18 protein-coding genes, 1 other RNA gene and 3 pseudogenes are annotated in these 22,813 nt (G+C 64.5%); 10 read left to right on the top strand and 12 right to left on the bottom strand.

The genetic code is table 11. From position 1 onward, the window contains the following. The first annotated feature begins 3 nt into the window (after positions 1-3). Entirely contained in the window at positions 4-987 is a 984-nt protein-coding gene (locus AUC69_RS01265) for a type II secretion system F family protein (protein WP_069440542.1), read from the top strand. 102 nt (positions 988-1,089) lie between these two features. Here AUC69_RS01265 and AUC69_RS01260 read toward each other — a convergent pair whose 3' ends face one another. Both AUC69_RS01260 and AUC69_RS01255 read right to left on the bottom strand, forming a co-directional pair. Then, positions 1,090-2,100 carry a tetratricopeptide repeat protein gene (locus AUC69_RS01260; protein ID WP_141700515.1) on the bottom strand — a complete coding sequence of 337 codons (1,011 nt, stop codon included), beginning with the start codon at positions 2,098-2,100 and terminating at the stop codon, positions 1,090-1,092. Between the two features lie 113 nt (positions 2,101-2,213). After that, complete coding sequence (locus AUC69_RS01255; RefSeq protein WP_069440694.1) at positions 2,214-2,879, bottom strand: glutathione S-transferase family protein; 666 nt, start codon at positions 2,877-2,879, stop codon at positions 2,214-2,216. Positions 2,880-2,959: 80 nt separating this feature from the next. Between AUC69_RS01255 and AUC69_RS01250 the strand changes: the two genes are divergently transcribed. Further along, positions 2,960-4,378 (top strand): leucyl aminopeptidase family protein, encoded by a 1,419-nt coding sequence (locus tag AUC69_RS01250; RefSeq protein ID WP_069440540.1) that lies wholly within the window; start codon positions 2,960-2,962, stop codon positions 4,376-4,378. Beyond that, positions 4,375-5,241, top strand: a complete 867-nt coding sequence (locus AUC69_RS01245; RefSeq protein WP_069440539.1) for a C40 family peptidase — start codon at positions 4,375-4,377, stop codon at positions 5,239-5,241. The genes AUC69_RS01250 and AUC69_RS01245 overlap by 4 nt, the downstream gene beginning before the upstream one ends. Positions 5,242-5,391: 150 nt before the next feature. On the opposite strand, the pseudogene AUC69_RS01235 reads toward AUC69_RS01245, so the two are convergent. From AUC69_RS01235 to AUC69_RS01220, 4 genes and pseudogenes are all read right to left on the bottom strand, one after another. Continuing rightward, positions 5,392-7,010: pseudogene (locus AUC69_RS01235) on the bottom strand (ABC transporter ATP-binding protein); the annotation flags it as partial. Beyond that, positions 7,007-7,930 carry a cation diffusion facilitator family transporter gene (locus AUC69_RS01230; protein WP_069440536.1) on the bottom strand — a complete coding sequence of 308 codons (924 nt, stop codon included), beginning with the start codon at positions 7,928-7,930 and terminating at the stop codon, positions 7,007-7,009. The pseudogene AUC69_RS01235 and the gene AUC69_RS01230, both read right to left, overlap by 4 nt. An 8-nt stretch (positions 7,931-7,938) precedes the next feature. Further along, complete coding sequence (locus AUC69_RS01225; protein ID WP_069440535.1) at positions 7,939-9,102, bottom strand: ABC transporter permease; 1,164 nt, start codon at positions 9,100-9,102, stop codon at positions 7,939-7,941. Positions 9,103-9,106: 4 nt separating this feature from the next. Next, entirely contained in the window at positions 9,107-10,222 is a 1,116-nt protein-coding gene (locus AUC69_RS01220) for a microcin C ABC transporter permease YejB (RefSeq protein ID WP_069440534.1), read from the bottom strand. Between the two features lie 226 nt (positions 10,223-10,448). On the opposite strand from AUC69_RS01220, the gene AUC69_RS01215 reads away from it, so the two are divergent. After that, complete coding sequence (locus AUC69_RS01215; protein WP_083238959.1) at positions 10,449-10,925, top strand: cache domain-containing protein; 477 nt, start codon at positions 10,449-10,451, stop codon at positions 10,923-10,925. A gap of 51 nt (positions 10,926-10,976) precedes the next feature. Here the strand turns inward: AUC69_RS01215 and AUC69_RS01210 are convergent, their stop codons facing one another. From AUC69_RS01210 to AUC69_RS01195, 4 genes are all read right to left on the bottom strand, one after another. Continuing rightward, positions 10,977-12,938, bottom strand: a complete 1,962-nt coding sequence (locus AUC69_RS01210) for an extracellular solute-binding protein (protein ID WP_069440533.1) — start codon at positions 12,936-12,938, stop codon at positions 10,977-10,979. Beyond that, positions 12,938-14,791 (bottom strand): extracellular solute-binding protein, encoded by a 1,854-nt coding sequence (locus AUC69_RS01205; RefSeq protein WP_069440532.1) that lies wholly within the window; start codon positions 14,789-14,791, stop codon positions 12,938-12,940. The genes AUC69_RS01210 and AUC69_RS01205 overlap by 1 nt, the downstream gene beginning before the upstream one ends. A gap of 226 nt (positions 14,792-15,017) precedes the next feature. Beyond that, the gene (locus tag AUC69_RS01200; protein WP_069440531.1) at positions 15,018-16,082 is read right to left on the bottom strand and encodes a c-type cytochrome; all 1,065 of its coding nucleotides are present in this window, start codon (positions 16,080-16,082) and stop codon (positions 15,018-15,020) included. A 32-nt stretch (positions 16,083-16,114) separates the two neighbouring features. After that, positions 16,115-16,525 (bottom strand): c-type cytochrome, encoded by a 411-nt coding sequence (locus AUC69_RS01195; protein ID WP_069440530.1) that lies wholly within the window; start codon positions 16,523-16,525, stop codon positions 16,115-16,117. A gap of 153 nt (positions 16,526-16,678) precedes the next feature. Between AUC69_RS01195 and AUC69_RS01190 the strand changes: the two are divergent. The 3 genes and pseudogenes from AUC69_RS01190 (at position 16,679) to AUC69_RS01180 (ending at position 19,460) form a co-directional block, all read left to right on the top strand. After that, a pseudogene (locus tag AUC69_RS01190) lies at positions 16,679-17,418 on the top strand (3-deoxy-manno-octulosonate cytidylyltransferase). 42 nt (positions 17,419-17,460) lie between these two features. Next, a pseudogene (locus AUC69_RS01185) lies at positions 17,461-18,317 on the top strand (prephenate dehydratase). A 174-nt stretch (positions 18,318-18,491) separates the two neighbouring features. After that, entirely contained in the window at positions 18,492-19,460 is a 969-nt protein-coding gene (locus AUC69_RS01180; protein WP_141700514.1) for a linear amide C-N hydrolase, read from the top strand. Between the two features lie 64 nt (positions 19,461-19,524). Here the strand turns inward: AUC69_RS01180 and AUC69_RS01175 are convergent, their stop codons facing one another. After that, a complete protein-coding gene (locus tag AUC69_RS01175; protein ID WP_069440529.1) occupies positions 19,525-19,773 on the bottom strand; it encodes a hypothetical protein in 249 nt (82 codons plus the stop codon). Between the two features lie 76 nt (positions 19,774-19,849). Then, complete coding sequence (locus AUC69_RS01170; RefSeq protein WP_069440528.1) at positions 19,850-20,302, bottom strand: CopD family protein; 453 nt, start codon at positions 20,300-20,302, stop codon at positions 19,850-19,852. A gap of 143 nt (positions 20,303-20,445) precedes the next feature. Here AUC69_RS01170 and ffs point away from each other — a divergent pair. The 3 genes from ffs to AUC69_RS01155 all read left to right on the top strand — a co-directional run bounded on the left by ffs (position 20,446) and on the right by AUC69_RS01155 (position 22,807). After that, an RNA gene (gene ffs, locus AUC69_RS01165) (signal recognition particle sRNA small type) lies at positions 20,446-20,540 on the top strand. A gap of 101 nt (positions 20,541-20,641) precedes the next feature. Beyond that, a complete protein-coding gene (locus tag AUC69_RS01160) occupies positions 20,642-22,486 on the top strand; it encodes a DNA polymerase III subunit gamma/tau (RefSeq protein WP_069440527.1) in 1,845 nt (614 codons plus the stop codon). Next, positions 22,487-22,807, top strand: coding sequence for a YbaB/EbfC family nucleoid-associated protein (locus tag AUC69_RS01155; RefSeq protein ID WP_069440526.1), 321 nt, complete (start codon positions 22,487-22,489; stop codon positions 22,805-22,807). Positions 22,808-22,813: the final 6 nt, after the last annotated feature.

The raw sequence follows: 22,813 nt of genomic DNA, 5'->3' as shown, positions 1-22,813 counted from the left end.
GCCATGTCCCCGATCATAGACTATCTGCTCAATCCGGAATTCATGGTCATGGTGCTGGCGGCGATTGCCGCGTTCGCAACTGTCGCCTCTTTCGTGTTGCCGCTTCTGACGGGCGATCGTCTCGGCGCGCGCATGAAATACGTTTCCAGCGAGCGTGAGCGGCTTCGCGCCGAACGCATCGCCAGCCTCGCCGAAGAGCAGCGCAACGCCAAGCTGCGGCGCGAGCCCAAGAGCTTCATGAAGCAGGTCGTCGAGCAGCTCAATCTGCGCAAGGCGCTTGAGACCGATACCACGCGCGAGCGCCTGAAGATGGCTGGCTTCCGCGGCCAAGCGCCTGTCGTGGCGTTCCTCTTCTTTCGCGCCACCTTGCCGATCGTCGGCTTCCTGATCGTCTTCTTCTACTTATTCTTCGTGAAGTCCTACGACTTGGCCCCCATCGTGCGCCTTGGCATGTCCATTGGCGGGGCCTATCTCGGCTTCTATTTCCCCAACATCTTCATCTCCAATCTCATTCAGCGGCGCCAGAAATCCATCAAGAGTGTCTTCCCGGACGCACTGGATCTGCTCCTCATCTGCGTTCAGGCCGGCATGTCCGTCGAAGCGGCGATGAACAAGGTGGCGGGCGAGATCGGCTCCCGCTCGATTGAGTTGGCGGAGGAGTTCAGCCTCACCACGGCGGAGCTCTCTTATCTGCCGGAACGCCGCCAGGCGTTCGAAAATCTCGGCAAGCGTACCGGGCTGGCGGGGGTCAAAGCCGTGGGGACCAGCCTCATCCAAGCCGAACGCTACGGCACGGCGGTAGGTCAGGCGCTTCGCGTGCTCTCCAGGGAAAGCCGTGACATGCGTATGGCGGAAGCCGAGAAGAAGGCGGCGGCTCTGCCGCCCAAGCTCACCGTGCCGATGATCGTGTTCTTCCTGCCGGTTTTGTTCGTCGTTATTCTCGGTCCGGCGGCGATTCAGTTCATGGCCACGCGGGCCGGCAACTAGGCGCAACGCTCGTCTGGGTCTGCACCGCGAAAGACGGTCGGCTCGAGGCGCCAACGCGCGAGCCGGCGACGTCCGTCAGTCTTGCAATGCGTGGATGAGAGCCTAGCGGACGTCGGCCCTGAGCAGGCTCGTCGGTGCGGCGGGCTTGGCCGTCTGCGCTTGGGCGACCTTGGCGGGCGCCGCGACCTCGTCGATCGGCTTGACCACCTGCACCTTGGCGACCCGTTGCGCCGGCTGGGGTGCGGTCTCGGACGCCGTGTGAACGGGCGTCTGAGGAGTCGCCGGCTCATTCGAGGCGAAAGGCGACCAATCCTCGGCGGAGGCTTGCGTGTTCCGCGGGGCAGCAGCGGCAACCTGGGTGGGTTTGGCCAGCATGTTGCGCAAGTAGGACAGGCTCGACTTGGCTTGGGCCTCGGTCATGTCGACGGCGGCGACTTGGCGCGCCTCGTCGAACTTGCCCTGAACGCCGAGCACCAGCGCCAAGTTCTGGCGAATGCGCTTGTCGTCATGCCCGGTAGCGGCTGCCTGTCGCAGCAGCTCCTCGGACTCCTTGGCCTTGCCGTCGAGGGCATAGGACAGCGCCAGATTGTTGATCACCGACGCGGAGTCGGGATTCTTCTCCAGCGCCGCTTTGAAATATTGCTGGGCCTCGGCATGCTCGCCCTTCTTGGCGTGCAACGTGCCTTGCGCCGATAACGTCCGCCAGTCGGTCACGCCTTGCGAGTTGGCTACCGTAAGCGCGTGCTGAGCGACATCCAAATGGCCCGTTTCGAGGGCAGCACGGCCTAGCTCGGCCGCGAGTTGACCATCCTCGGGGTTGGCCTGGTAGGCGGTCTTCAGAATTTGCAACGCTCGCTCTTTGGAGCCGATGGCGCGAAGCGACTTGGCGTAGCCGAGGGCCAGTTCCGGATCGTTCGGTTTCTTGCCGTAAGCCACCGCCCAGCGCGAAGTGGCCGTGGCAGCCTCCTGCGCCGTCATCTTCACCTCGCTCGATGCGCTATTGCGCGCAAACAGCCCGCCTGTCTGGTTGCAGGCGCCGAGCAGCGCCGCGGCAGCGGTGGTCGCGAGAAGAGCGAACACCATGGAGCGGCGTGGTCGGGAGATTTTGGCCATCACTTAAGCAATCCTTAACGGGCACAAGCTGGCTCGAGGGCTTGCGCGTTCGATTGCTGTTATGATGTGAGACAGGCGTCAAAAAAGTATTAACCATAGGAGGGCGCTGGCTCCTAGGACGCGCGGGCCTTCATCTCCGCCTCGGCGCCCTTGGTCCATTCGGCCATGGCAGGCATGGCGTAGATCGCATCCACATAGGCGGATGCTGCGCCGTCGTCGCCGAACTGGCCGAGGTCGATCCCATAGGTGCGGAACCGGGTCGCCACCGGGGCGTACATGGCGTCCGCGTTGGTGAAGGCCCCGAACAGGAACGGGCCGCTCTTGCCGAAGCGGTCCCGCGTATCTCCCCAGATGGCCACGACGCGCCGGATATTGGCCTCCAGCGCCTCGCTCATGGGTGGGGCCGGAAGCTGCGACAGAAGATCCATGGGCATGTCGTTGCGCAGCGCCACGAAGCTCGAATGCATCTCGGCGGAGATGCTGCGCGCGGCCGCCCGCGCCTCGCGGTCTTCAGGCCAGAGATGCGCTTGCGGGTGCTGCTCGGCGAGATACTCGAGGATGGCCAGACTGTCGTGGATGATGCCGATATCGGTCTTGAGCGCCGGCACCTTGCCGGACGGGGAATGGCGAAAAATCTCGGCCTTGCTGTCGGGCTGGCGCAGGCGCACGCGCTCCTCCTCGAAGGGGATTCCGCCGGTCTTGAGCGCGAGCCAGGGCCGCAAGCTCCACGACGAGTAGTTCTTGTCCCCGATTACGAGCGTATAGCCTGTCCCTGTCATCTCAGCGCCTTCCGCCATTGTCATGTTTCCGCTCCCCTGCCATTAATGCGCGGCCCCTTCAAGACACTTGCGGATTTTTCATGCCCACCAAAGCTGTGACGCTCGAGACCACGCGCCGTAACCTCGAAGATTTGCTGCTCGAACCAGGCGCGCCCGCCATTCCCATCCGTCTCATCACATCGGAGAGCGATCTTGATGCGCTTGGCGATTTGGAGCGGCGCTGGGTCGAGGCACGCGCCTGGACGCCGGCGCAAGGCGCGGTTCTGCCGCTGCCGGGTGAGGGCGGTTCGATCGGCGCGGTTCTGTTCGCCACCGGCGGTGCGGATTGGGCAAAGGCGGCGCCCATGCTCACCGGCGTCCTGGCGGCTGCGTTGCCGCCGGGCGACTATCGCTTCGAGGCCGAGCTTCCCGACCCGGAGCTCGCCGCGCTCGGGTTTCTCGCCGGCGGCTACCGCTTCACCCGCTATAAGACCTCGGACGGCCAGAAGCCGGCCCGCCTTGTCTTGCCGGAGGGCGCCGACCGCAATCAGGTGCTGGCGCTCGCCGAGTCGCTCTATCTCGGCCGCGACCTCATCAACACCCCGGCCAGCGATCTCGGCCCGGCTGAGCTCGAGGCGGCCACGCGCGATCTCGCCAATGCCTTCGGTGGCAGCGTCAAGGTGACGGAGGGCTCGAGCCTGCTGTCCGACAACTTTCCGATGATCCACGCGGTGGGCCGCGCCAGCGACCGGCTGCCGCGGCTCATCGATCTGCACTGGGGCTCGGAGCACGCCCCGAAGCTGACCGTTGTCGGCAAGGGCATCTGTTTCGACACCGGCGGCCTCAATATCAAGCCCGGAAGCGGCATGGGCCTGATGAAGAAGGACATGGGCGGGGCGGCCGCGGCGCTCGCCTTCGCGCTGCTCGTCATGCGGGCGGGCCTGCCCGTTCGTCTCCGTGTGCTGATTCCGGCAGCCGACAACTCCATCGCCGGAAACGCCTTCCGCCCAGGCGACGTGCTCACCAGCCGCAACGGCATGACTGTGGAGATCGGCAATACCGACGCCGAGGGCCGTCTCGTTCTGGCCGACGCGCTCAGCCTGGCCGACGAGGAAGCGCCGGACTATCTCATCACGCTTGCCACATTGACCGGCGCGGCGCGCGTGGCGCTCGGCCCAGACCTGCCGCCGCTCTACACCGATGACGACGCGTTCGCCGGCGATCTCCTCGACGCCAGCCACGCTGTCGGCGACCCGCTGTGGCGCATGCCGTTCTGGGCGAACTACGACAAGCTGCTCAAGAGCAATGTCGCTGACGTCAGCCACATCTCCGACGGCGCTTTCGCCGGGTCGGTGACAGCGGCGCTCTTTCTGAAGCGCTTCGTCAAGGACGCCAAGCACTTCGCCCATCTCGACATCTATGGCTGGGTGCCGCGCGATCAGCCGGGACGCCCCCAGGGCGGTGAGCCGCAAGGCGCGCGCGCCCTGTTCCAGTTCTTCCGCCAGAAGCTCGGATCATGACCAAGCGGCTTGATCCGCGCCGGCATGTCTATCGCGCGGATTTGGCCGCCGAGCATTTGCGCGGCACCGTGCAGGCCGAACGCTTTGCGACCGGCGAGCATCGTCAGGTGGCCGCGGCCTCGCTGCCCTTGCGGCGCGAACCGCGCTTCGATGCGCCCCTCGACACCGAGGTGCTGCATGGCGAGAGGGTGACCGTCTATGACGAGCAAGAAGGTTGGGCCTGGGTCCAACTCCACCATGACCACTATGTCGGTTACGTGCCGAGCGGAGGCCTAAGCGCGGACGTTACCTTGCCGACCCACCGCGTCGCGGTGCTGCGGACCTACGTCTTCCCCGAGCCGGATTCCAAGGTGCCGCCACTGGCGATGCTCAGTCTCACGGCCCGCGTCGCCGTGGCCGAGGCCGCCGGCCGCTATCTGCGGCTCGCCGGCGGCGGTTTCGTCTACGCTCGCCATGCGGTGCCTGAGGGGGAAGTTGCCGCCGACTATGTGGCCGTCGCCGAGTCATTTCTCGGCACGCCCTATCTATGGGGCGGCAGGACCAGCGTGGGTCTCGATTGCTCCGGCTTGGTGCAGCTTGCTGCCGCCGCCGGCGGCCACGCCGTTCCGCGCGACGCCGACATGCAGGCAGCCGAGGCGGGCGACCCCATCGACTGGCGGGGCGGTGCCGCGCTTGCGCGCGGCGATCTTGTGTTCTGGGAGGGCCATGTGGGCATCATGACGAGCCCGGAAGACTTCCTGCACGCCAACGCCCATCACATGGCTGTCGAAGCCGAGCCTTTCGCCGAAGCGCGTGACCGCATCAAAGCGGCGGGCTTCGAGATAACCGACGTGCGCCGGTTGCCGCTTACGCGCCACGGCTAAAACACGCCGAACAGATAGAGCAGAATGATGATGGGGATCGGAATGCCGATCAGCCACAACAGAATGCCGCGCACTTTTTTGTCCTCCGTTGCCGTGAAACCTGCAGGCATAAACGTGAGGACGGTGATTTTGGTTCCGCTTAGGTGGAAACCGCGGACCCGCCGGTTGCTCGAGCTCGAATGCGGCGGCCAGCAACGCCTTGGTGTAGTCCGTCTTTGGCTTGGAGAACACGGTGCGCGCCGTGCCTTGCTCGACGACCTTGCCGTGTCTGAGCACGATGATGGAATTGGCGAGCGCGCGCACGACCTTGAGGTCGTGGCTTATGAACAAATAAGCCAGCTTGTGCTTGCGCTGCAGCTCGCGCAGCAGGTCGACGATCTGCGCTTGCACCGAAACATCGAGCGCCGAGGTCGGCTCGTCGAGAATGAGAAATTTCGGTTCGAGCACCAACGCACGGGCGATGGCGATGCGTTGTCGTTGGCCGCCGGAGAACTCGTGCGGGTAGCGGTCGCGGACGGCCGGGTCGAGTCCGACCTCCTTCAGGCGCGGGCAACGCGGGCCTCGCGCTCCGCCCGGCTCAAATCCGGCGCCTGAATGCCAAGACCTTCCTCGATGATCTGTCCGATGGACAAGCGAGGAGAGAGCGAGCCGTAAGGATCCTGAAACACGATCTGGATGTCGCGCCTGAGCGGCCGCATGCGCTTTGAGTCGTAGCCGTCGATGCGGTCGCCGAGATAGACGATCGGCCCATCGCTCGATACCAGCCTGAGCAGGGCAAGCCCCAGCGTCGTCTTGCCCGAGCCGGACTCGCCGACGACGGCAAGGGTCTGCCCCTCCTTCACCTCGAGGTCGATGCCATCCACGGCTTTGATATGCCCGACCGTGCGCCGCAGAAAGCCGCGCTTGATCGGAAACCACACGCGCAAGTCCTCCGTCTTGAGGATGACTTTGGCCTTGGCATTGGCCGGCGGCGGCGAGCCCTTGGGCTCCGACGCGATCAGATGCTTGGTATAGGCGTGCTGCGGATGGTCGAAGATGTCGTGGGTCGGGCCATGCTCGACGATCTCGCCGCTATTCATCACGCAGACCCGGTCGGCCATCTTGCGCACGATGCCGAGATCGTGGGTGATGAGCAGCATCGCCATGTTGAACTCGGCCTTGAGATCGAGGAGAAGCTGCAGAATCTGCGCCTGAATGGTGACGTCGAGTGCGGTGGTCGGCTCGTCGGCGATCAGCAGGTCCGGTTCGTTGGCGAGCGCCATGGCGATCATCACGCGTTGGCGTTGCCCGCCGGAAAGCTGATGCGGATAGGAGGCAAGGCGTCCCTCCGGGTCTTCAATACCGACCTTGGCGAGAAGGTCGATCACCCGCGCCCGGCATGCCTGGCCCGACAGGCCCTTATGGATGCGCAGAACCTCGGCAATCTGCCGCTCGATCGTGTGCAGCGGGTTCAGCGAGGTCATCGGCTCCTGGAAGATCATCGAGATGTTGTTGCCGCGCACATGGCGCAAGCCGTCCGGCGGCAGCGCCAGAAGGTTCTCGCCCTTGAAGCGGATGGCCCCGGAGGGGTGGGACGCCGCCGGATAGGGCAGGAGCTGCAGGATCGACAGCGCCGTCACCGTTTTGCCGGAGCCCGACTCGCCGACCAGCGCCACGGTCTCGCCGGGGCCGATATCGAACGAGACGTTCTTCACCGCATGCGTCACCGTGCTGCCCGCGGTGAAGTCCACTGACAAGTCGTCGACCGCGATAAGGGGCTCTTTGCTCATGCCTTGGCCTGCTCCGGCGCTTCGTCAGCGCATTCGCCCCGCTCGATCTCGATCGTCGCGTGGCTGAGACCGAACTTGTTCTTGAGACGCGTCTTGATCGCTTTGACCAATGTGTCGGAATCCGCGGTGTCGCCGATCACAGCGTGCAGCGTCACCATGCGCCGGGACTGGGTGATCGACCACACATGCACGTGGTGCACACCCTCGACACCTGGAATGTTGGCGGCGAGGTCGGGACCGATATCGCGCGTGTCGAGCTCCTTCGGCGCCCCTTCGAGCAGGATATGGGCGGATGCCGCGACCACGTGCCAGCCGCTGCGCACGATGATGGCCGCGACCAGGATCGACAGCAGCGCATCGATGGGCGTCCAGCCGGTGAGCAGGATCACGGCGCCGGCGACCAGAGCCGCGACCGAGCCGAGCAGGTCGCCCAGCACGTGAATGGCGGCGCCGCGCACATTGAGATTTTCCCGGTCGGCGCCCTGCAACAGCCAGAACGCCACGATGTTGACGATGAGTCCGGCGACCGCCACCACCACCATGATTCCGCCCGAGACATGCGGCGCTCCCGTCAGCCTCTCGATTGCCTCGTAGACGATCCACCCAGCGATGACGAACAGCGCCAGGCCGTTGGCGAAGGCAATCAGAACTTGGAAGCGGTCGAAGCCGTAGGTGCGCTGCCAGTCGGCCGGGCGCCGCGACAGCCGGAATGCGAACCAGGCGAGGGACAACGAGGCGAAGTCGGTCAGCATGTGCCCGGCGTCGGCCAACAGCGCCAGCGATCCCGCGGCGATGCCGCCCGCCACCTCGGCGAACATGAAGCTGCCGGTCAGAAGCGCCGCGAGCCCCATGCGCTTCTCGTTATTGGCGTCGACCTCGCCGGGGCCATGGCTGTGTCCGTGATCGTGGGAGCCGTGCATCTCTTGCCTCACACCATGGTCTTGCGCGGGTCGAGCGCGTCGCGCACCGCCTCGCCGACGAAGATGAGGAGACTGAGCATCACGGCGATGACGAAGAAGGCCGTAAGGCCGAGCCACGGCGCTTGCAGATTGTCCTTGCCTTGCGCCAGGAGCTCGCCGAGCGAGGGCGAGCCGGGCGGTAGGCCGAAGCCGAGAAAGTCGAGCGAGGTGAGTGTGGTGATCGAGCCGTTGAGGATGAACGGCATGAAGGTCAGCGTCGCCACCATGGCGTTCGGCAAGAGATGGCGGAAGATAATCTTCATGTTGGAGAGGCCGAGCGCGCGAGCCGCCGTGACATATTCGAAATTACGGGCGCGCAGGAACTCGGCCCGCACCACGCCGACTAGCGCCACCCAGGAGAAGGCGAGCAGGATGCCGAGCAGGATCCAGAAATTCGGCTCGATCACCGCCGCGACGATGATGAGCAGATAGAGCTGCGGCACGCTGGTCCAGATCTCGATGAAGCGCTGGAACAGGAGGTCCGTCCAGCCGCCGAAATAGCCTTGCACCGCGCCCGCCGCCACGCCGATGAGGGACGAGAACAGGGTCAACACCAGCCCGAACAGCACCGACAGGCGGAATCCGTAAATGATGCGGGCGACCACGTCGCGGCCCTGATCGTCGGTGCCGAGCCAATTCCACTCGAGGCTTGAATCGCAAGGGTGGAATCCCCGCTCCACCGCGAGCTTGCAGTCCTCCTTGGTGAGCAGCCAAGTGGGCTTCACCGGGAAGGCCATGGGCGGATTCTTGCTCTGGGTGTTGTAGGAGAAGCGGATCGGCGGCCACAGCATCCACCCGCCGCTGTCGGTGATGAGCTCCTTGACCACCGGATCGCGATAGTCCGCCTCGGTCTCGAAGATGCCGCCGAAGTCGGTTTCCGGATAGGCCTTGAAGATCGGCCAGTAGAGTTGGCCCTCGTACTCGACGAGGATAGGCTTGTCGTTGGCGATGAACTCGGCGCACAGGCTGATGCCGAACAGGATCAAAAAGATCCACAACGACCAGTAGCCCCGCCTGTTCTTCTTGAAGGTCGTCCAACGCCGGCGATTGAGGGCCGACAGCCATGGGCGCGGCGTTGGGATGCCCTCGGCGGCGATCTCCTCGGTGACGCTGACATCGGTAGGAGCATCCATCGCGTCAGACCTCCCGCGTCTCGAAATCGATGCGCGGATCGATCCACGTATAGGTGAGGTCGGAGATGAGATTGATGAACAGGCCGAGCAGCGAGAAGATATAGACGGTGGCGAACACCACCGGGTAATCGCGGTTGACGACCGCCTCGAAGCCCAGGAGCCCCAGCCCGTCGAGGGTGAAGATCGTCTCGATGAGCAGCGAGCCGGCGAAGAACGCACCGATGAAGGCGCCGGGGAAGCCGGCAATGACGATCAGCATGGCGTTGCGGAACACGTGCCCGTAGAGAACTTTGTGCTCGGCGAGACCTTTGGCGCGCGCCGTGGTCACATATTGCTTGCGAATTTCCTCGAGGAACGAGTTCTTGGTGAGGAAGGTGGTGGTGGCGAAGGCCGATAGCGCCATGGCGGTCAGCGGCAGCACCAGATGCCAGAAATAGTCGAGGATCTTCTCGTACCAAGGCAGCGACCAGAAATCCTCCGACACCAGTCCCCGCAAGGGGAAGATCTGGAAGAACGAACCGCCGGCGAATAGCACGATCAAGAACACGGCGACGAGGAAGCCAGGAATCGCGTAGCCGATGACGATGACGCTCGAGGTCCATACATCGAAGCGCGATCCGTCATGCACGGCTTTCCGGATACCGAGGGGGATGGAGATCGCATAGGCGATCAGCGTCATCCACAAGCCCAGCGAGATCGACACCGGCATGCGCTCGGCGATCAGGTCGAGAACTTTGGTGTCGCGGAAATAGCTCTCGCCGAAATCGAAGGTGATGTATTTCCACAGCATCATGCCGAAGCGCTCATGCGCCGGCTTGTCGAAGCCGAACTGCTTTTCCAGGCTCGCGATGAATTCCGGGTCGAGACCTTGCGCGCCGCGATATTTGGACGGCGCCGCGGACACATCGCCCGGCATGCCTTGGGTGCCGGCGCCCCCGGCGAAATCGCTACCCCCGCCGCTGAACTTGGCGGTGGCGCCCGGATCGGTGCCGGCGAGCTGGGCAATCAGGCGTTCCACCGGGCCGCCTGGCGCGAACTGCACGATGACGAACGTCACCAGCATGATGCCAAGCATGGTGGGAATGATCAGAAGAATGCGGCGAAGGATATAGGCGGCCAATGTCGCGAAATGTCCTGTCGTTGAGGGTTCCCCGGCCGCTGCCCCGCCTTGGCGGTCCGGTTCGGTGCCTGCACCCCTGATGCTTACTGGATTCTAGCCCGAGGGGGAACCCGACAGAGGGCCGTGGATTCATTGCAATTTGGAAAGGATCGCACGGTCCCGATTGTGGCGAGGGGGCCGCGTCCGCTAGGCTACGTCCCAGGTCGATCACAGAGGGGGCTGAGCCATGACGGAACCCTGGAAGCACCGCCTTGGAGCTTTTGCGGGCCTCGCCCTGTTCGTGGTCCTCGCCGCTGCGCCCGCCGCAGCGCAAGACCACGCCACGCCCGCCGAAGCGAAAGCCATGCTCGAGCGGGCCGTCGCCGCGCTCCAGCAGGATCAGGCCGCCGCGCTTGCCGCGTTCAGCGCCGCAGCGGACGGCTTCAGGGAGAAGGATCTCTACGTCTTCTGCGGCAATGCCGACACCGGCATGGAGACTGCCCACGGCACCGAGCCGTGGCGCGTCGGGACAGACACCTTGCGCGGGCAGGTTGACGTCAACGGAAAGAAATACGGCGAGGAGATCTATGCCGTCGCCAAGGAGGGCGAGTTCAACATCGTCGATTATTCCTTTCCGCGCCCGGGCGAGCACGATCCCGTGCCCAAGGCCAGCTACATCACCAAGGTCGGCGATCAGATCTGCGGCGTCGGCTACTACAAGTAGTCGGGCCTACAGGACGCGCACCACGCCCTGATCCGTCTTGATAGCGATATCTCAAGATTTCGGCCTGCGGCGCGCCCGCATCACCAAGGTGACGACGATCCCCGCCACGAGCAGCGCGGCCAGGATCAGCCATAGACGGATGCTCCCGGGCTCGGCCTCCTCGGTCGCCGCCGCACCCGCCGACGGTTTGGTCGTCTCGATCGCCGCAGCCTTGGCCTCGTCGAACCACCACGTATCGAGAATGCCCCGGTCATATTTCGGCTTCGTCTCGGGCCGGGAGAACTTGTTCCAGTAGGCGACGGAGTTGGAGCCCTTATACCAGTGGGGCACCCAGTAATGGCCCGCCCTAAGCACGCGGTCGAGCGCGCGCGCCGCGGTGGTCATATCCTCGCGGGTCTTGGCCGCGACCACGCGCTCGATCAGCGCATCCACCGCAGGATCCTTTGCGCCCGCCAGATTCAGTGACCCGTCGATATCGGCGGCTTCAGAACCGAAATAGCTCCGGAGCTCGACGCCGGGCGTGCTGCGCATGGAATAGCGCTGCGTGGTAACGTCGAAGTCGAAGTCCTTCAGCCGCTGCTGATATTGCGCGGGATCGACCATACGTAGGCGCGCATCGATACCAAGCAGCTTGAGATTCTTGATGTAGGGCGCGGCGATGCGTTCCATGACCGGCTCGTACATCAGCACTTCGATTTTGAGCGGTTCGCCCTTGTCGTTGACGCGGACGCCGTTCTTCACGGTCCAGCCCGCCTCGTCGAGGAGCTTGCCGGCTTGCACGAAGAGCTCCCGGTTGCGCCCCGAGCCGTCGGTCTTGGGAGGCACATAGACCGGCCCGAGCGCGGCTTCCGGCACCGGCACGCCGAGCCCTTGCAACAGGGCCGTCTCGGCCTCCGAAGGTTCGCCTTCCGCCTTCATCGGCGAGTTCTCGAAGAAGCTCTGGGTGCGGTCATAGAGACCGTAGAACATGTTCCGATTGGTCCACTCGAAATCGAAAGCAAGATCGAGTGCCTCACGGACGCGCGGATCCTTGAGCTGGTCCCGCCGCGTGTTGATGAAGAAGCCTTGCGTGCCGGATGGCGTCTCGTCGGGCAGCACCTCCTTCTTCACGCGGCCGTCGCGGATCGCCGGAAAATCATACTCGGTCGCCCACACCTTCGAGGTAAACTCTTCGCGGAAATCATAGAAGCCCGCCTTGAACGCCTCCATGCCCGCGGTACGGTCGCGAAAATATTCGTAGCGGATCTTGTCGAAGTTCCAGCGGCCGCGATTGACCGGCAGATCCTTGGCCCAATAGTCGGGGTTGCGGCGGTAGACGATGGTGCGCCCTTGCATCATCTGATCGACCAGATAGGGACCCGAACCGAGCGGCGCCTCGAGCGTGGTCTGATCGAAGGGCTTCGTGGCGTAATATGTCTTGGAGAGGATCGGCAGCTCGGCCACGGTGAGCGGCAGGTCGCGCACGAGATCACCCTGGAACGTGTAGCGCACGGTCGCTGGGTCGAGCGCCTCCGCCGTCACCACGTCACGCAGCGTCTGGTGATAGATGGGGTGGCCCTTCTCCTTCAGCGTCTCGAACGAGAACACCACGTCGTCGGCGGTGAGGGGGCTTCCGTCGCTGAAGCGCGCCTCGGGCCGCAAGTGGAAGGTCACCGACATGCCGTCATCGGCGACCTCGGCGCTCTCCGCGACCAGTCCATAGACCGCGTCGGGTTCGTCCGTTGCGCGGACCATGAGGGAGTCGAACAGAAGCTCCAGCCCCTGCGCCGCGTCTCCCTTGAGAATATAGTTGTTGAGGCTGTTGAAGGTGGTGACGCCGCCCCAGCCGACCAGCGCAAACGTGCCGCCCTTGGGCGCATCCGGGTTGGCGTAGGCAAAATGGTCGAAGTCGGGCGGGTAGGCGAGGTCGCCGAAGGCCGACAGGCCATGCGCGCGCTCGGCGGCCGCGGCGGGGCTGACGGACAGCAAGAGAAGCAGGGCCGCAAGATTGGTGATTGCGCGCGCCGTCCCCATCAACGCTTCGACGGTCCCGGCAGACGCTCGCCCAATTTCTCGTCGTACCACCAGACTTGGAGGAAGCCCGGGGTCAGCCCCGGCAACTGCTCGGGCTGGCCGTAGCGGTCCCAATAGGCGATGCGCACATAGGGCGAGAACCACTGCGGCACCACGAAGTCGTGCCACAAGAGCACGCGGTCGAGCGCGCGTGTGGCGGCGACCAACTCCTCCCGGTCCTTGGCATAGATGATGCGGTCGACCAGCTTGTCGATGGCCGGGTCCTTGATGCCGATCAGGTTCATGCTGCCTTCGCGGTCGGCCGCCTCGCTGCCCCAGAAGTCGCGCTGCTCGTTGCCGGGCGACTCCGACTGGGCGAAGGTCGACACGATGATGTCGTAGTCGAACACGTTGAGCCGGCGCGTGTATTGCGCGGAGTCCACGAGGCGGATCGAGCCCTTGATGCCGAGCCGCTCCAGATTGCGCAAGTAAGGCTGCACGATGCGCTCGAACAGGGGCGACACGAGCAGGAACTCGATTGTCATCTTCTGGCCGGTCTTCGCATTGGTGAGGACGCCGTCCTTCACCTGCCAACCGGCCTCTTTCAGCAGCATCACCGCTTTACGCAAATTGCCGCGCAGATCGGCCTGCTCCTCGTTGACCGGGTTCTTGTGTATCTCGGTGAACACCTCCGTCGGCACCTGATCCTTCACCTCGTTCAGGATCTCGAGCTCGCGGCCCTGCGGCGGCTCCGGCGGCGCGGCAAGCTCGCTATTCTCGAAATAGCTGCCGACCCGCTCATACTGACCGTAGAACAAATTCTTGTTGGCCCATTCGAAGTTGAAGGCGAGATTGAGCGCCTGGCGCACGCGGCGGTCCTGGAATTGCGGCCGGCGCAGATTGAGCACGAAAGCCTGCATCGGCTGCGTGCGCTTGATCTTCACCTCTTGCCGCTTGATGTAACCGTCGCGCACGGCGGGGACGTCGTAGGCCGTCGCCCAGTTCTTGGCGCTCGTTTCCTGCCAGTAGTCGAGATTGCCGGCCTTGAAGCTCTCGAACGCCACTGTCGTGTCGCGGTAATAGTCGAAGCGAAGCTCGTCGTAATTCCACTGGCCCTTGTTGACCGGCAGGTCCTTGCCCCAATAGTCGTCGACGCGCTCGTAAACCACCGTGCGTCCGGGCGTGGCTTCCTTGATGCGGTAAGGGCCCGAGCCGAGCGGCGGCTCGAGCGTCGTCTTCATCGGATCGCGCTGCTCGCCCTTGGCGTCCTTCCCCGTCCAGTAATGCTTGGGCAGGATGGTGAGCTGACCCATGATCATGGGCAGCTCGCGATTGCCCTTGCTGTCGAAATAGAAAGTGACCTCGTTGTCGCCGGTGGCCTCGGCGCGGGTGACGTTCTTGTAGTACAGCCCCATGCGCGGGTTGGCCGTCTTGTTCACCTCGAGACTGTAGATCACGTCGTCGGTGGTGATCGGCGTGCCGTCATGCCAGCGCGCGCCCTCGCGGAGCTTGAAGGTGACCGAGGAATAGTCCGCCGGGTAGGACGCGCACTCGGCGATCAGCCCGTAGGACGTCGAAGACTCGTCGATGCTGTCGCTCATCAGGCTCTCGGTGACGAGGCCCAACCCCGCGGCCTGCTCGCCGCGATAGAGCACTGGGTTGAGGCTGTCGAAGCCGCCGATCGAGGCGATGCGGGCCCTGCCGCCTTTCGGGGCGTCCGGATTGACGTAGTCGAAATGGGTGAATCCGGCCTGGTACTTTGGCTCTCCGACCAGGGACACCGCGTGATGGCAGGTTGGTGCGTCCTCGGCGTTGACTGGACTAAGAAGCAGACTGGCGAGCGCGGCGGCAAGGGCGAGGCGAAGCAAGGTCATGAGCAGCGGGACGGCTCCATGTGGCAGGGATTGGCCTTTTTTTAGCGCTCCTGAATGCGCGTCAGGCAAGCGCCGGAAGCGCCAAAAGGCCCGGGAAAGCTAGCATGGCAGGCTTCATGACCAAATGAATTATCGGTCATCTGCCCGGAAGTCGGGGCCTTCGCGGCGGACACAAAAAGGGCCTCCCGAAGGAGGCCCTTGAAAGCTTTGCATTCTGCCGTCGGCCCTAGTTGGCTTCCGGCTCGCCGTCCGGATAAACCGGCTGCGGTTGGCTCGGCGAGGGGTCCTCGCCTTTGTGCGCACCGCTGGGCGCGTCCTCGATGATCTCCTCCCGGCCTTCCTCCATCACCTCGTCGGCGGCAGGCTCTCCCGTGACCGAAGGGGTCTCGGGCTCTGCGGCGAGAGGGGACGACTCGTCGGGATAGACCGGCTGCGGCTGGCTAGCGGACGGGCCCTCGCCCATGGAGGGCTCGGACGGGGCGTCCTCGGAGACGGTCGGAGAGTTGATGATGATCTCTTCCCGGCCTTCTTCCATCACCTCGTCGGCGGCAGGCTCGTCAGTGGCGGACGGCTCCTCGGGCTCTGCGGTGAGAGGGGCTTCCTCTTCCGCAGGCTCTTCGGCTGCAGGTTCTTCGGCTGCAGGCTCCTCGGTGGGCGCTGCCGCCTCGGACTCTGCCGGCTCTTCCGTGGCTGCAGGCTCCTCTGCGGCCGGCTCTTCTGCCGCCGGTTCCTCGGCCGCCGGTTCCTCGGCTGCGGGCTCGTCCGCCGCAGGCAACGGGACAGGGTCGTCGCTCAGGCTGCGCAGATAGGCGATCACCTCGGCGCGCTTCTGAGCATCCGGGATGCCGGGGAAGGCCATGGTGGTACCTGCCGCGAAGGCCTGCGGATTGGTCAGCCAATGATCGAGGTTCTCGTAGGTCCACTCCTCGCCCTCATGCTTCTTGAGCGCTGGCGTGTACGTGAAACCCTCATGGGCGGCGATCTTGTGCCCGACGACGCCCCAGAGATTCGGGCCGACCATCGTGGCGCCGCCCTTGTCGACGGTGTGGCAAACCTTGCAGAGCCCGGCGCCGGCCTCGCCCTTGGCCGGATCGGCCGTGGCGATCAGGGCAAGGATTTCCGGCTGGCCGGATGCTGCTTCGCCGGCAGACTCGCCTGCATCGGCCGCTTCCTCGGGCGCGGCCTCTTCGGCCTTGGGCTCGGGGATCGGCAGCGGGTTGTCGCTGTTCTTGTTCAGGAAGGCGATGACGTCAGCGCGCTTCTTGACGTCGGGGATGCCTGGGAAAGCCATGCTGGTGCCCGGGGCAAAGGCCTGCGGGTTGGTCAGCCAGGCGCGAGATTCTCGAAGGTCCAGTCGCCCTCCTTGCCCTTGAGGGCCGCCGTGTAGTTGACGCCCTCATGGGCGGCGATCTTGTGGCCGACGACGCCGTAAAGGTTCGGGCCGATCATCGTGGGACCGCCCTTGTCGAAGCTGTGGCACACCTTGCAGAGCGCTACGTCTTTTTCGCCCTGTGCCGGATCGGCGGTCTGCAGCGCCGCGATGATCTCCGATCCGCCGCCGCCAGCGGGCTTCTCGGCCCCGCCATGCGCCTTTTCGTCCCCGGCCACTTCGAAGCCAGGCTTCTCGGGCTCATGCTCTTCGTAGGCGATGTTGATGAGCGTTCTTGCACCAAAGAACAAAAGCAGCGCGACCAGCACTGCCATAGCGATTTTGTTGAGATAGTAATACTTCATGCCGATGTCCCCCCAGCAGGCAAAGGCTACTTCTTTGTAGCTCTTGCGACGCGGCGTGAGACTATAGGGGGGATCGGGCTGTTGCAACTCAGAGAATTGTCGCGCATTCGTTCTGTCGCCGGGAAATCTTCCCGATCTAACCCACGGAAAATCATGTCAGAATCCCTCATTGTCATTCCCGCCAGGCTGAGCGCGACGCGGCTTCCGGATAAGCCCATGGCGGAGATCGCCGGGGAACCCATGATCGTTCACGTCTGGCGGCGGGCGATCGAGGCCGATTGCGGTTCCGTGCTGGTCGCACCGACGCCGAAAGCGTGGCCGATGCGGTGGCGAAGGCGGGCGGCGAGGCGGTCATGACCCGTCCCGATCACGCCAGCGGCTCGGACCGCATTCATGAGGCCCTCCAGATGTTCGATCCGGAGCGGGGCATCGAGGTGATCGTCAATCTGCAAGGTGACCTGCCGACGCTCGATCCGAAGCTCGTGCGCGCCTGCGTGGCCGCGCTGAACGAGGGCGAGGCGGATATCGGCACCATCGCCGCCGAGATTGTCCGCGAGGAGGAACGCACCAACCCCAACGTGGTCAAGGTTGTCGGCTCGCCGCTCGGACGCGGCGGCATCCTCAAGGCACTCTATTTCACCCGCGCCACGGCGCCCTACGGCGACGGACCGCTCTACCACCACATCGGCATCTACGCGTATCGTCGCGCGGCACTGGACCGCTTCGTGGCGCTGCCGCCGTCGCCGCTCGAGAGCCGCGAGAAGCTCGAGCAGCTTCGCGCCCTAGAGGCGGACATGCGCATCCATGTCGGCCTCGTTGACACTGTCCCGCTCGGTGTCGATACTCCGGCCGACCTTGCGCGGGCGCGCGAACTTCTTGAATCCCGCAGCTAAATTGCGCCCGCCTTTCAGCAAAGACCATCCTGCGAAAAGACCATGGCCAGATCGCGCTTGAATAAGATCGCCTTCCAGGGCGAGCCCGGCGCCAACTCGCATTTGGCGCCCGCGACGCCTATCCCGCCATGGAGGCGATGCCTTGCGCCACGTTCGAGGATGCGCTTGCCGCGGTGAAGACCGGCAAGGCGAAGCTCGCCATGATCCCTATCGAGAATTCGGTGGCCGGGCGTGTCGCCGATATCCACCATCTGCTGCCGCACTCGGGCCTCTATATCGTCGCCGAGCATTTCGAGCGGGTGCGCCACCAGTTGCTGACGCTGCCGCGCGCTAGGGTGAAGGGCCTCAAGACCGTGCATAGCCACATCATGGCGCTCGGTCAGTGCCGCAAGGCCATCGCCGCCCTGAAGCTCACGCCCGTGGTCGAGGCCGATACGGCGGGCGCCGCGCGCCATGTCCGTGAGACGGGCGATCCGACCCAGGCCGCTATCGCCTCCAAGCTGGCCGCCGAGATCTATGGCTTGCGGATCGCCAAGAAGGACATCGAGGACGCGACCCACAACACCACGCGCTTCGTGGTGCTCGCCGCCAAGCCGCAGAAGACCAAGGCCGACGACGGCCCCATCATCACCACCTTCGTGTTTCGCGTGCGCAATGTGCCCGCGGCGCTCTACAAGGCGATGGGCGGCTTCGCCACCAACGGCGTCAACATGACGAAGCTGGAGTCCTACCAGCTCGAGGGCTCGTTCAACGCCACGATGTTCTATGCCGATATCGAGGGCCATCCGGCCGAGCGCCGGGTCCAGCTCGCCATGGAGGAGCTCGGCTTCTTCACCAGCGAGGTGACCGTGCTCGGCTCGTATCTGGCAAGCCCCTTCCGCGCCGACCTCAAAGCCTGACCCTTCCGCGAGTTCTTCAGGTCACAAAAAGGCGCTATCGTCCGATTCGAAGCCTTGGCGTTCGGCTACCCTTGAGGAGATGCAGATGAGCAGAGAGTCGTTTTCTCGGAATCCGATCCTTGCCTTGTCCTTGGCTGGAATGCTGACCGCGACCTCTGGTTCGGTGGGCCACGCTTGCACGCGCGTCTCTACGAGACGGGGACCGAGAGCTATATCGTGGGCCGCAGCATGGATTGGGTGGATAATACTGAGACCAATCTGTGGTCATTTCCCAAGGGCATGCAGCGCGATGGCGGCGCCGGTGAGGGCTCGATCACCTGGACCTCGAAACATGGCTCGGTCATCGCAACGATCTACGATGTCGCGACCGTCGATGGCATGAACGAGGCGGGCCTCGTCGGAAACGTCCTATATCTGGCCGAATCCAACTACGGCCCCAGCGACACGAGCAAGCCGAAGATGTCCGTGGGGGCTTGGCTGCAATATGTGCTCGATAATTTCGCCACGGTCTCGGAGGCCGTCGATGCCTTGCGCGCCGATCCCTTCACGATCGTCGCGCCCAAGCTTCCGAACGGCAAAGCCGCCACCGGCCACGTCGCTCTGTCGGATCCTTCGGGTGATTCCGCGATCTTCGAGTATCTCGACGGGAAGCTCGTCATCCACCATGGGCCCAACATGAAGGTGATGACCAACTCGCCGCCTTACGACCAGCAGCTTGCGATCGATACCTATTGGGAGGGCATCGGCGGGAATACGTTTCTACCGGGCACAAACCGGGCAGCAGACCGATTCGTGCGGGCCAGCTACAATTTGAGCGTTTCGCCGAAGTTCAAGGATCAGCGTGCCGCGGTGGCGAGCGTCGTCGCCATGATGCGCGCGATCAGCGTCCCCATCGGTGTCAGCGACCCCAAGCAACCCAATATCGCGTCCACGCAATGGCGCACCATCTCCGACCACAAGGCCAAGCGCTACTACTACGACTCGGTCTTCAATCCGGGGATTTTCTGGGTGGACATCGACAAGCTGGACCTTGCCTCGGGGGACGAGCCAAGGAAACTGGAGCTAACCGGTTTCCCGATGCTGTACGGTGAGGTCTCTGGCAGTTTCAAGCCGGCGAAGCCGTTCGAGTTCCTTGCGGAGTGAGCACGGACCACGGCTTATCCAGGCATGTGGCGTTAGACCGATAGGACCAGCTTCGGCAAATCCCTCAGGACTTGCGCAGCTTCTTGGCGATGCGCTCCGCCTCGTTCAATTCCGCCTGCGGCATGAACGGTTTGTTGCTCCAGCCCGGACGCGAAGACGTGGGCTTGTACTCGCCGGGCTCGCACTTCGTCACCGGATGCGCGGCGATCTCGGCGGCAAGGCGGGCCGCTTCTTCTTCGCGCGTCTCTCCCGTCAACACCCGCTTCGTCGGCCGCCGCACGAAATTCGGTCTCGTCTTTTTGTCTGAGCTCATTCGAGTGTCTCCGGTTGGCTGTCGGACTTGGACGCTGAGTGGCATCCCGCGGTCATGTGGTCAAGATCTGGCGCATTTACCAGAAGCGCCCGCTGGCACCCACGATGATCGTCAGCAGGCCGAGCACGAGGTTGACCGCGACAATGTGGCGGATCTGATTCAAATATTTGGCGGCATCGGGCAATTTTTTGTTTTCCACAGCGGCGTCGAAGCGCCGCCAAGGTCCGAAGAAGAGATGTCCAAATAAGAGCATCATCACGATGCCGATGGCTTGCATGACATGGATGTGCAGGCCGGCGCCTTTGAAGCCGCCGAGATAGTGGAAGATCATGCCGTAGCCGGATGCGAGAAGTACGGCGACGCACAGCCACACCCAGGGGAAGAAGCGGCGAAACACGCCGCGCCAGAGCGCGAGCCGAGTCTCGGGCTCAAGCGGCCCCGCCGCCGGGCGCAGCGCCATATAGGCGAAGAACATGCCGCCGACCCAGACGACGGCGGCAAGGATATGGAGGGCGATGAGGAGTGCCACGCGGCGACGCTAGCATGGGAGCCTGGCAGCGGAAGCAGCTTTGGGGTCACAGGCTGGGGAAAACCGGGCGAAACCCGGCGAGGAATGCGGACATTTTGACCGGGTTGCCACGGGGGCCCCGTTCCCCGATATACTGCCCCAGGGAGGTTGGCAGCAGGCGCGTGCCTCGCCAACCGGGTCAGGTCCGGAAGGAAGCAGCCCTAACGAGCGTTTCGCGGGTTGTTCGTCCAGCCTCCCACCTTGCCTCCAGCGTGTAGGGCGTGATCAGGTGAAATTTCTCGTCGGCGCCGGATCAATTCCGAGCATGACGATGCTCTAGCGTGAAAGTTTGCACCTTCGATGGCTGAAGCCGAGGACCAAGCGAAGAGCGCGCCTGACAGCCATGCGGCGCCTGTGAGCCACGCGGCGCTCGCCCGCAAATACCGCCCCCAGGTCTTCGCCGAGTTGATCGGCCAGGAGGCCATCGTGCGCACGCTGCGCAACGCCTTCGCCTCTGGACGCATCGCCCAAGCCTATATGCTCACCGGCGTGCGCGGCGTCGGCAAGACCACCACCGCCCGTCTCATCGCCCGTGCACTGAACTACGAGGGGCCGAACGGCGAAGGGGCCACGCTCGACATCGAGACCGAAGGCGCCCATTGCCGCGCCATTCTCGAGAGCCGCCATCTCGACGTGGTCGAGATGGACGCCGCCTCCCATACCGGCATCGACGATGTGCGCGAGCTCATCGACAGCGCGCACTACAAGCCCAACTCGGCCCGCTACAAGGTCTACATCATCGACGAGGTGCACATGCTGTCGAAGCAGGCCTTCAACGGCCTGCTCAAGACGCTGGAAGAGCCGCCGGAGCATGTGAAGTTCATCTTCGCCACCACGGAGGTACGGAAGGTGCCGGTGACGGTATTGTCGCGCTGTCAGCGCTTCGACCTCCGGCGCATCGAGATCGAGACGCTGATGGAGCATCTCGCCCGCATCGTCGAAGCGGAGAAGGCGGAAGCCGATCCCGCGGCACTGGCGCTGATCGCCCGCGCGGCGGAAGGGTCCGTGCGCGATGCCTTGTCGATCCTCGACCGCGCCATCGCCTTCGGCTCGGGCAAGGTGGACGCGGGGTCCTTGCGCGAGCTGTTAGGCCTTGCCGACCGCAGCCGCATCTTCGATCTCCTGGAGACGGTGCTGAAGGGGGACGCGGGCGCCGCGCTCACCGCCCTCGATCAATTGAACCGCGACGGCGCCGAGCCCGGCCAGGTCATCACCGATCTTGCCGACGCCGTCCATGCGGTGACGCTCGTCAAGGCCGCCGGTCCGGGAAGCGCCGATCCGGCCGCGAGCGAAGCCGAGCGGGCCCGCGCCGCCGATCTCGCCAAACGTCTGTCCATGCCCGCCCTGGCGCGGGCCTGGCAGATGCTGCTCAAGGGCCATGACGAGGTTCGCAATTCGCCGCGTCCACTCGCGGCCGCCGACATGGTGCTGGTCAGGCTGGCTTATGCCGCGGACCTGCCGCCGCCCGGCGAGCTCGCCCGGCAACTGAAGGAGGGCGCCGGCGCGCCGGCCAACAACCCCGAGCAGAGTCCGGAACGGAAGCCGAAGCAGCCGCGCGGCCGAGAGCATGGCCCGCGAGACGAGACCCGTGGAGAGTCAGCAGGAGCGCGCGCCCTGGGACGAGGGGGACGAGGAGCCGCCTGCCTACGATATTCCGGACGCCGATCCCGATCCCGAGTTCGGCCAGTCTTCCGACACTCCGCCGGATCGGAACGGCCGGTCCTGAAGAGCTTCGAGGACGTGGTCGCTCTGGCCGAGGCCAAGCGCGAGTTGAAGCTCAAGAATGCGCTGCTGGAGCAGGTCCGCCTCGTGCATTTCAAGCCGGGCAATATCGAGCTCAACCCGCTCCCCGCGGCGCCGCAACAACTGACCCAGGAGCTGATGCGCAAGCTGAAGGCCTGGACCGGGCGCGTGTGGATCGTCGCCGTGAGCGACAAGGAGGAGGGCGCGGAGACTTTGGGCGCCCAGCGGCGCGCCCGGGAGGCCCGCGAGATCGAGCAGGTGCGCGCCCACCCGGCCGTTCAGGAGGTGCTGCTGCATTTTCCGGGCGCCCGCATCACCGATGTGCGGCCCACGGCCCAAGCCGCGGAACACGACGATAGCGCCGAGGAGCCGGAAACATTCACGGAGGACGGAACGAATTAGATGAAGAACTTCGCGCAGATGATGAAGCAGGCGCAGGAGCTGCAAGGCCGCATGGCCGACATGCAGGCCGAGATGGAGCGGACCCTGTGCGAGGGCCGCGCCGGCGGCGGCATGGTGACCGTGACCCTGAACGGCAAAGGCGACATGTCGGGCGTCAAGATCGACGCCTCTCTCCTCAAGCCGGAGGAAGGCGAGATCCTCGAGGATCTGATCACCGCCGCCCATGCCGACGCCAAGGCCAAGGTCGAGGAGACCATGAAGGAGAAGATGCAGGCGCTCACCGGCGGCCTGCCGCTTCCGCCCGGCCTCAAGCTGTTTTGATGATTG

Origin of the sequence: Methyloceanibacter superfactus (assembly GCF_001723305.1) — a bacterium.
GTDB classification, from domain to species: domain Bacteria; phylum Pseudomonadota; class Alphaproteobacteria; order Rhizobiales; family Methyloligellaceae; genus Methyloceanibacter; species Methyloceanibacter superfactus.
The sequence above is the reverse complement of the archived record's forward strand: the minus strand, read 5'-3'. Positions and strand labels throughout refer to the sequence as shown.